General features: G+C 70.8%; 8 protein-coding genes. 6 read left to right on the top strand and 2 right to left on the bottom strand.

Features of this window, described 5'->3' with window-relative positions; genetic code table 11:
• Positions 1 to 859: zinc ABC transporter permease AztB (aztB, locus tag ON38_RS18580; protein WP_157181810.1), on the bottom strand; the 859-nt coding region annotated here is incomplete at its 3' end.
• 59 nt (positions 860 to 918) lie between these two features.
• On the opposite strand from aztB, the gene aztA reads away from it, so the two are divergent.
• The 5 genes from aztA to ON38_RS36125 all read left to right on the top strand — a co-directional run bounded on the left by aztA (position 919) and on the right by ON38_RS36125 (position 4,834).
• Positions 919 to 1,590 (top strand): zinc ABC transporter ATP-binding protein AztA, encoded by a 672-nt coding sequence (gene aztA, locus ON38_RS18575; RefSeq protein ID WP_039826124.1) that lies wholly within the window; start codon positions 919 to 921, stop codon positions 1,588 to 1,590.
• A 393-nt stretch (positions 1,591 to 1,983) separates the two neighbouring features.
• The gene (locus ON38_RS18570; RefSeq protein ID WP_039826123.1) at positions 1,984 to 2,280 is read left to right on the top strand and encodes a DUF6285 domain-containing protein; all 297 of its coding nucleotides are present in this window, start codon (positions 1,984 to 1,986) and stop codon (positions 2,278 to 2,280) included.
• Entirely contained in the window at positions 2,277 to 3,278 is a 1,002-nt protein-coding gene (locus ON38_RS18565; protein WP_039826122.1) for a phosphotransferase family protein, read from the top strand. The genes ON38_RS18570 and ON38_RS18565 overlap by 4 nt, the downstream gene beginning before the upstream one ends.
• 8 nt (positions 3,279 to 3,286) lie before the next feature.
• On the top strand, positions 3,287 to 4,564 hold the full coding sequence (locus tag ON38_RS18560; protein ID WP_039826121.1) for an acyl-CoA dehydrogenase family protein: 1,278 nt from the start codon (positions 3,287 to 3,289) through the stop codon (positions 4,562 to 4,564).
• Positions 4,565 to 4,663: 99 nt separating this feature from the next.
• Complete coding sequence (locus ON38_RS36125) at positions 4,664 to 4,834, top strand: hypothetical protein (RefSeq protein WP_157181809.1); 171 nt, start codon at positions 4,664 to 4,666, stop codon at positions 4,832 to 4,834.
• Positions 4,835 to 4,873: 39 nt separating this feature from the next.
• Here the strand turns inward: ON38_RS36125 and ON38_RS18555 are convergent, their stop codons facing one another.
• The gene (locus tag ON38_RS18555) at positions 4,874 to 5,488 is read right to left on the bottom strand and encodes a TetR/AcrR family transcriptional regulator (protein ID WP_245564100.1); all 615 of its coding nucleotides are present in this window, start codon (positions 5,486 to 5,488) and stop codon (positions 4,874 to 4,876) included.
• Positions 5,489 to 5,541: 53 nt separating this feature from the next.
• Between ON38_RS18555 and ON38_RS18550 the strand changes: the two genes are divergently transcribed.
• On the top strand, positions 5,542 to 6,393 hold the full coding sequence (locus tag ON38_RS18550) for an alpha/beta fold hydrolase (RefSeq protein ID WP_039826120.1): 852 nt from the start codon (positions 5,542 to 5,544) through the stop codon (positions 6,391 to 6,393).
• The last annotated feature ends 61 nt before the right edge of the window (positions 6,394 to 6,454 follow it).

Below are 6,454 nucleotides of genomic sequence, written 5' to 3'. Positions count from 1 at the left end.
GGCCGGCGGCGCGGGCGCCCGGTCCGCCGGGCGATCCACCGCGCAGCGCGGCCCGTACCCGGGCCCCGGCCGCGACGGCGAAGAAGATCGCCACCGCCGTCGCGGCGATGGTCGCCCCGGCCGCGGTCCCCGCGTGCCAGGAGATCACCAGGCCCGCGACGGTGGACAATGCGCCGAAAGCCGCTGCCAGCAGCATGATCCGCGGAATCCGGTGGGTGCAGTAGGTCGCGGCCGCGGGGGGTGCCACCAGTAATCCGAAGACCAGCAATGTCCCCACGACATGGAACGAGGCGGCGATCGCCAGGGTCAGCAGGGCGAGCAGCGCGATCTGCGCCCGGCGGGGATGCAATCCCAGGGTGTGCGCGGTGCGCGGATCGAAGGCGAGGGCGAGGAAGGCCCGGTGCCCGAGCACGGTGAGCACCAGGGCCGCGCCCAGCGCCACCAGCAGGAAGAGCAGATCACCGGGACGGGTCGCGAGCACATCGCCGAAGAGGAAGCCGGTCAGGTCCACCGCGAAGGAGCGCGAACGCGATATCAGGATCACCCCGATCGCGAGCATGCCCACGAACAGCAGCCCGATACCGGTATCGGTGGACAGCCGCCGGTTGCGGCTCAGTACCGAGACCCCGGCCGCCATGGCGGAGGCGCTCACCACCGCGCCCAGCAGCAGGTTGCCGCCGAGCAGGGCCGCGACGGCGACGCCCGGCAGCATGCCGTGTGCCATGGCCTCACCGAGAAATGCCATGCCGCGCACCACGACCCAGGTGCCGGCGAGCGCGCACAGGCCGGAGACCAGCAGGCCGCCCCACAGAGCTCGTTGTACGAAGGTGACTTCGAACGGGGCGATCAGCCAATCCATGAAAAGAAACATTAAACTGATAACGATTGTCATTACAAGTTATCGGCGGGAGTCATGGAATGCGCACGGCGGGAATCGAGATCACCGGGTTGTCGGCGGGTTACCAGGGGAACCCGGTATTGCACGAGGTCACCGCGACTGTGCCGGGCGGGCGGGTCACCGTGCTGATGGGTCCGAACGGCTCCGGAAAATCCACGCTGCTCGGGGTGCTCGGCGGGATCGTCACGCCGAACGCCGGCACAGTGGCCGGTCTCGGCGGCGGGCGCCCGGCGCTGGTCGTGCAGCAACAGGCCGTCCCCGCGACGCTGCCCATCACGGTCGGCGAAACGGTCGCCATGGGCCGCTGGGCGCATCGGGGCCTGTGGCGCCGGATCACCCGGGCCGACCGGGAGATCGTGGCGGACTGTCTGGCCCGGATGGATATCACCGACCTCGCCGGGCGCCGCCTCGACACGCTCTCCGGCGGGCAGCGCCAGCGGGTGCTGCTCGCGCGTGCGCTGGCCCAGCAATCCGATCTGCTGCTGCTCGACGAACCCGGCACCGGGCTGGATGCGGCCGCGCGCCTGGCCATCGCGGCGGCGATCCGGGAGGTCGCCGCCGCCGGGGTCACCGTGGTGCACGCGACGCACGATCCGGCCGAGGCGCGGGATGCCGATCACTGTGTGCTGTTGCGCGCCGGGCGCGTGGTGGAAGAGGGCGAACCCGGGGCCGTGCTCGCCGTCGCCGCCTGACCGCGACCGGAAACGCTCCGCGCCGGATTCGGCGGGCCACCGATTCGGTCGCGACGGTCCGCTGCTGATCCGCATCGCCCGGCGCGATGTTCCGGGTTCGGCGGACGGTGGTGTGTGCCGGGACCGGCGGCCCGGTCGGTCCGACTCGATGGCGGCCACGCCCAGCGGTGGTGTCCTCGGGGGCTGCCGGTCCCGGGCCGCCTGACGCAGGGCGGCCGCCTGTGGTCGTCGCGGGCCGGGCCGGATCCCTGGTGCGACGATGAGAACATCCTCTACTGTTTGTCTCACCGCTCGCCCGTAGCGACGACAAGGAGGTCGGATCGTGGTCGCTCGTCAACCGTGCGCGCCTTCGGCCCTGTCCCGCCGGGCGGCGGCCGACCGAGGGGAGCCGTAGTGCAGAACCGTCCGACGGCAGCCGAGCTGCTGGAATCACTCGCCGAACTGCTGGAGGACACGCTGCTGCCGGCCCTTCCACCCGACCTGCAGCACCGCGCCCGGGTCGGCGCGAATCTGGCGCGCATCCTCGGCCGTGAGGCCGAACTCGGGCCCGCGGCGGCGGCCCGGGAAAAGGAACTGCTCGCGGCGGTCCCGGTCGGCGACGACGACGCGCTGTGGCAGGCACTCACCGAGGTGGTCCGGGCCGACCTCGCGATCGCCAAACCCGGCTACGACAGCTGGGAGGGCGAATGAGCACCGATCCGGTCGGGGGACTGACCGGCTATCTGACCGGTGCGCTGGGCGGCCCGGTCACGATCACCGATTTCCAGTTCCTCTCCGCCGGGGCGCGCCGGCGCAATATCGCCTTCACCGCGACCGTGGCCGGGACACCGCGGCGTCTGGTGGCGACCGTCGTGCCGCCCGCGGTCGAACTGATGCCGGTCGACGGCGAGGCCGGGGTCCGCGAACTGGCCCGCGCGCACGGTGTCCCGGTACCCGCGGTGGTCGCTGTCTGCACCGATACCGCCTACGTCGGCGAACCGTTCGTCGTCTCCGAGCATATCGACGGGGAAACGGTGCCGCGCAAGGTGCTACGGACACTGGCCGCGTCCGGCAACGCCGCCCGGACCGCTCGCCAGTGGGGCGCGGCAATGGCCCGGTTGCACCGTATCGACCCCGCCGCCGCGCCGGAATCGGTACCGGCCGCCGGCGCCGACCCGGCCGCCGAACATCTGGCCGAGGTCGAGGCCGCCGCCCGCCTGCTGCTCGCCGACCGTTCCGTCTTCTCCCTCGCCCTGCGCTGGCTGGAGAAACGGCTGCCCGGACCGCCGTCGGCGCCCGCGCTCGTCCACACCGATATGCGCAACGGCAATCTGATCGTCGGCGCCGACGGATTGCGCGCGGTACTGGACTGGGAGGGAACCCAGCGGTTCGGCGACCCCATGCGTGACGTCGCCTGGCCCGCCCTGCGGATGTGGCGTTTCCGGGAGGACGCGCGGGAGTTCGGCGGTTTCGCCGACCGCGAGACCTTCGTGGGTGCCTATGAGGAGGCGGGCGGCATCTTCGATCTCGACCGGTACCGCTGGTGGAAGGTCATGGGCACGCTGTACTGGGGGGTCGGGCTGGCCCAGCAGGCTGCCGCCCATCTCGACGGAACCGTCCGCGACATCGTCATGGCCGCCAGCGGGCGCCGCGTATCGGAAATCGAATGGGATCTGCTCATGCAGATCCGCCCCCGCGTGAAAGCTTAGGAGAGACCGTGGATTTCGAGTTGCCCGCCGATCTGTCGGCCTATCTCGGCGAACTCGACGAGTTCATCGAGCGTGAGATCCGGCCGCTCGAACAGGCCGACGACAATATCCGGTTCTTCGATCATCGCCGCGAGGACGCCCGCACCGATTGGGAGCGCGGTGGCCTGCCCACCGCGGACTGGGAGGCGCTGCTCGCCGAATCCCGGCGCCGGGCCGACGACGCCGGCCACTACCGCTACGCCTTCCCGAAGGAGTTCGGCGGCCGGGACGGTACCAATCTCGGTATGGCGGTGATCCGCGAGCATCTGGCCCGCCGCGGTCTCGGTCTGCACTGCGATCTGCAGAACGAGCACGCGATCGTCGCGAACAATGTCGGGCTGCTGCTGATGCTGGAGTACGGGACCGAGGAGCAGAAGGCGCAGTGGGTGGACGGCCTGGCCGCGGGCACCCGGTTCTTCGCCTTCGGTATCACCGAACCCGAACACGGCTCCGACGCCACCCATATGGAGACCACCGCCGTCCGCGACGGTGACGAGTGGGTCATCAACGGCACCAAGACCTGGAACACCGGTGTGCATGTGGCCGACGCCGACCTCATCTTCGCCCGCACCTCCGGCGCCGCGGGCGACGGCCGGGGAATCACGGCGTTCCTGGTGCCCACCGATACCGCCGGGTTCCGGGTCGAGGAATACCTGTGGACCTTCAACATGCCCACCGACCACGCCCGCGTCTCGCTCACCGACGTGCGCGTCCCGGATTCGGCGATCTTCGGGCGGGAGGGCCGCGGGCTGGCCGTGGTCCAGCATTTCTTCAACGAGAACCGGATCCGGCAGGCCGCGTCCAGCCTCGGCGCCGCCCAGTACTGCGTGGATCGCGCGGTGGCCTATGCCAACGAGCGCAAACCGTTCGGCAAACCGCTGTCGTCGAATCAGGCCATCCAGTTCCAGCTGGTCGAACTGCACACCCAGTGCGAGATGCTGCGGGCGCTGGTGCACAAGACGGCCTGGTCCATGGACACCTACGGGACGTTCGCGGTGTCGGAGCAGGTGTCGATGTGCAACTACTGGGCGAACCGGCTGTGCTGCGAGGCCGCCGACCGCGCCATGCAGGTGCACGGCGGACTCGGCTATTCCCGATACACCCCGTTCGAGCACATCTACCGCCATCATCGCCGGTACCGGATCACCGAGGGCGCGGAGGAGATCCAGATGCGCCGGGTGGCGGGCTACCTGTTCGGATTCATGGACCGTGCCGTGGTGAAGGGCGTCGGGTCCGAGCGGGGATAGCGGGCGGCGGCCCGGTGGCGCCGCGGGCGCGGCGGGCGGCGACGTAGCTTCGTCCCCGGTCCGCGTCTGCGCCCGGCCGGGTCGAAGGTGGGAGCAGCGATGGACGCGCAGCCGGAAAGCGCGGTGAACACCGCCGCCCACCTGGAAATCGACGATGTCATCGACCCCCGGCGGATACCCGTGCGGTCCTGGCCGCGGCGCTGCTCGCGCAGCCCGGCCCGCCGCGCGACGGCCGACAGCCGGCGCGGTGCGGGTATCGACATCTGGTGACGGTGTGCCGCCGTGCACCTCGTCCGGCTGCGGCCGGACCTACGGTTCCACCGATCCGGTGTATTCCGGAGCGGTCAGCAGTTCGGTGAGCCGCGCGCTCATGGCACGCCCCGCGGCCAGCAGTGGTTCGGTGGAGCGCAGGGTGCGGCTCAGCACGAAGGCCCCCTCGAGTGTGGTGACGATACCCAGGATCAGTTCGCGCGCGGTTTCGGGCGGCAGGCCGCGCCCGGCGAAATACGCTGTCCCGCCGGTGATCCAGTCGTCGATGATCTCGGCGAGGACCTGCCGTAGCGCGGGTTCGGCATCGGCGATCTCTCCGGCCACCGTCCCTACGGGGCACATATTGATCCACCCGGTCTGCTCGATCTGCTCGGCCGCCGCGGCGAAGGCCGCCGGTACGGCGTCGCGCAGGTCCGCATAGGGGGTGAGCAGCAGTGGGATCAGTTCACCGTAGGCGGCGCCGGCCGCGCGCAGTGCGGCGGCGGCGAGTTCGGGCTTTCCGCCGGGGAAATGGTGGTAGAGCGAACCCATCGGCACACCCGCCGACACGGTGATCTGTTTGACGCCGGTCCCGCTGTATCCCCGGGTGCGCAGCAGTTCGACGGTCGCGGCGATCAACCTGTCGCGGGTGCCGGTTGACATCTTCTCGGTCACCGTTCCAGACTAGAGCAATCACTCTAGAGCGATCGCTCGAAAGGGGTCAGCAGATGCCGACGGTACAGATTCCCGCAGGTCGGGTCCACTATGTCGAGCAGGGGGAGGGGCCGCCGGTGGTACTCCTGCACGGCCTACTGATGAACCACACCGTGTGGGACGCGGTGCTGGACCTGTTACCGCCCGGGTTCCGCTACATCCGGCCCGACCTACCGCTGGGTGCGCATCCGATCCCGCTCGAACCGGGGACCGATCTGAGCCTGCGCGGACTGAACCGGCTGGTCGCCGATTTCCTCGCCGCCCTGGATCTCGACGAGGTGGTTCTGGTGCACAGCGACTGGGGCGGGGCCCTGTTCCTCACCGCCTACGGCCTGGACGACCGGGTCGGCCGGCTGATCGTGCTGCCGTGCGAAGCGTTCGACAACTTCCCGCCGGGACTGCCGGGCAAGACGGCGAAGGTCGCGACCTGGCTACCCGGTGGCATCGTGCTCGCTCTGCGGCAGCTGCGGATACCCTGGCTGCGCCGCCTGCCGCCGCTCTTCGGCTGGATGGCCCGCCGGCCACTGCCGGACGGACTCGTGCACGGCTGGACCGAGCCGGGCCTGCGGGACCGTCGCATCCGGCGGGACCTGCTCGCCTACACGCGGTCCGGATTCCGCGCCCGCGAACTGGTCGCGCACACCGAGGCGCTGCGCCGGTTCACCGGTCAGGCCCTGATCCTCTGGTCGTCGGCCGGTAAGGTCATGCCCCGCGCACACGGCCGCCGCCTCGCAGAGCTGATCCCCGGGGCCCGCCTGGTCGAGATATCCGACGCGTATGTGCTGTCCATGCTGGACCGGCCCGAGGTCGTCGCGGCGGCGATGGCCGAATTCCTCACCGGCGACCGGGCGGGCAGCGGGCGGTGACCGGCGCCGCGCGGCGCGTCACCTGCCGCCCGGCCCCGCGCGGCCCGGAAGCCGCGGCGCC

Origin of the sequence: Nocardia testacea NBRC 100365 (genome assembly GCF_000308775.1) — a bacterium.
GTDB lineage: Bacteria > Actinomycetota > Actinomycetes > Mycobacteriales > Mycobacteriaceae > Nocardia > Nocardia testacea.
Note: the sequence above shows the minus strand (reverse complement) of the source record. Positions and strands in the feature narration are given on the sequence as shown.

Excerpts from the sequence above, each read along its gene's own strand:
- ON38_RS18550 (WP_039826120.1), top strand. The coding sequence starts at position 5,542 with ATGCCGACGGTACAGATTCCCGCAGGTCGGGTCCACTATGTCGAGCAG.
- ON38_RS18565 (WP_039826122.1), top strand. The coding sequence starts at position 2,277 with ATGAGCACCGATCCGGTCGGGGGACTGACCGGCTATCTGACCGGTGCG.
- aztA (WP_039826124.1), top strand. The coding sequence starts at position 919 with ATGCGCACGGCGGGAATCGAGATCACCGGGTTGTCGGCGGGTTACCAG.
- ON38_RS36125 (WP_157181809.1), top strand. The coding sequence starts at position 4,664 with ATGGACGCGCAGCCGGAAAGCGCGGTGAACACCGCCGCCCACCTGGAA.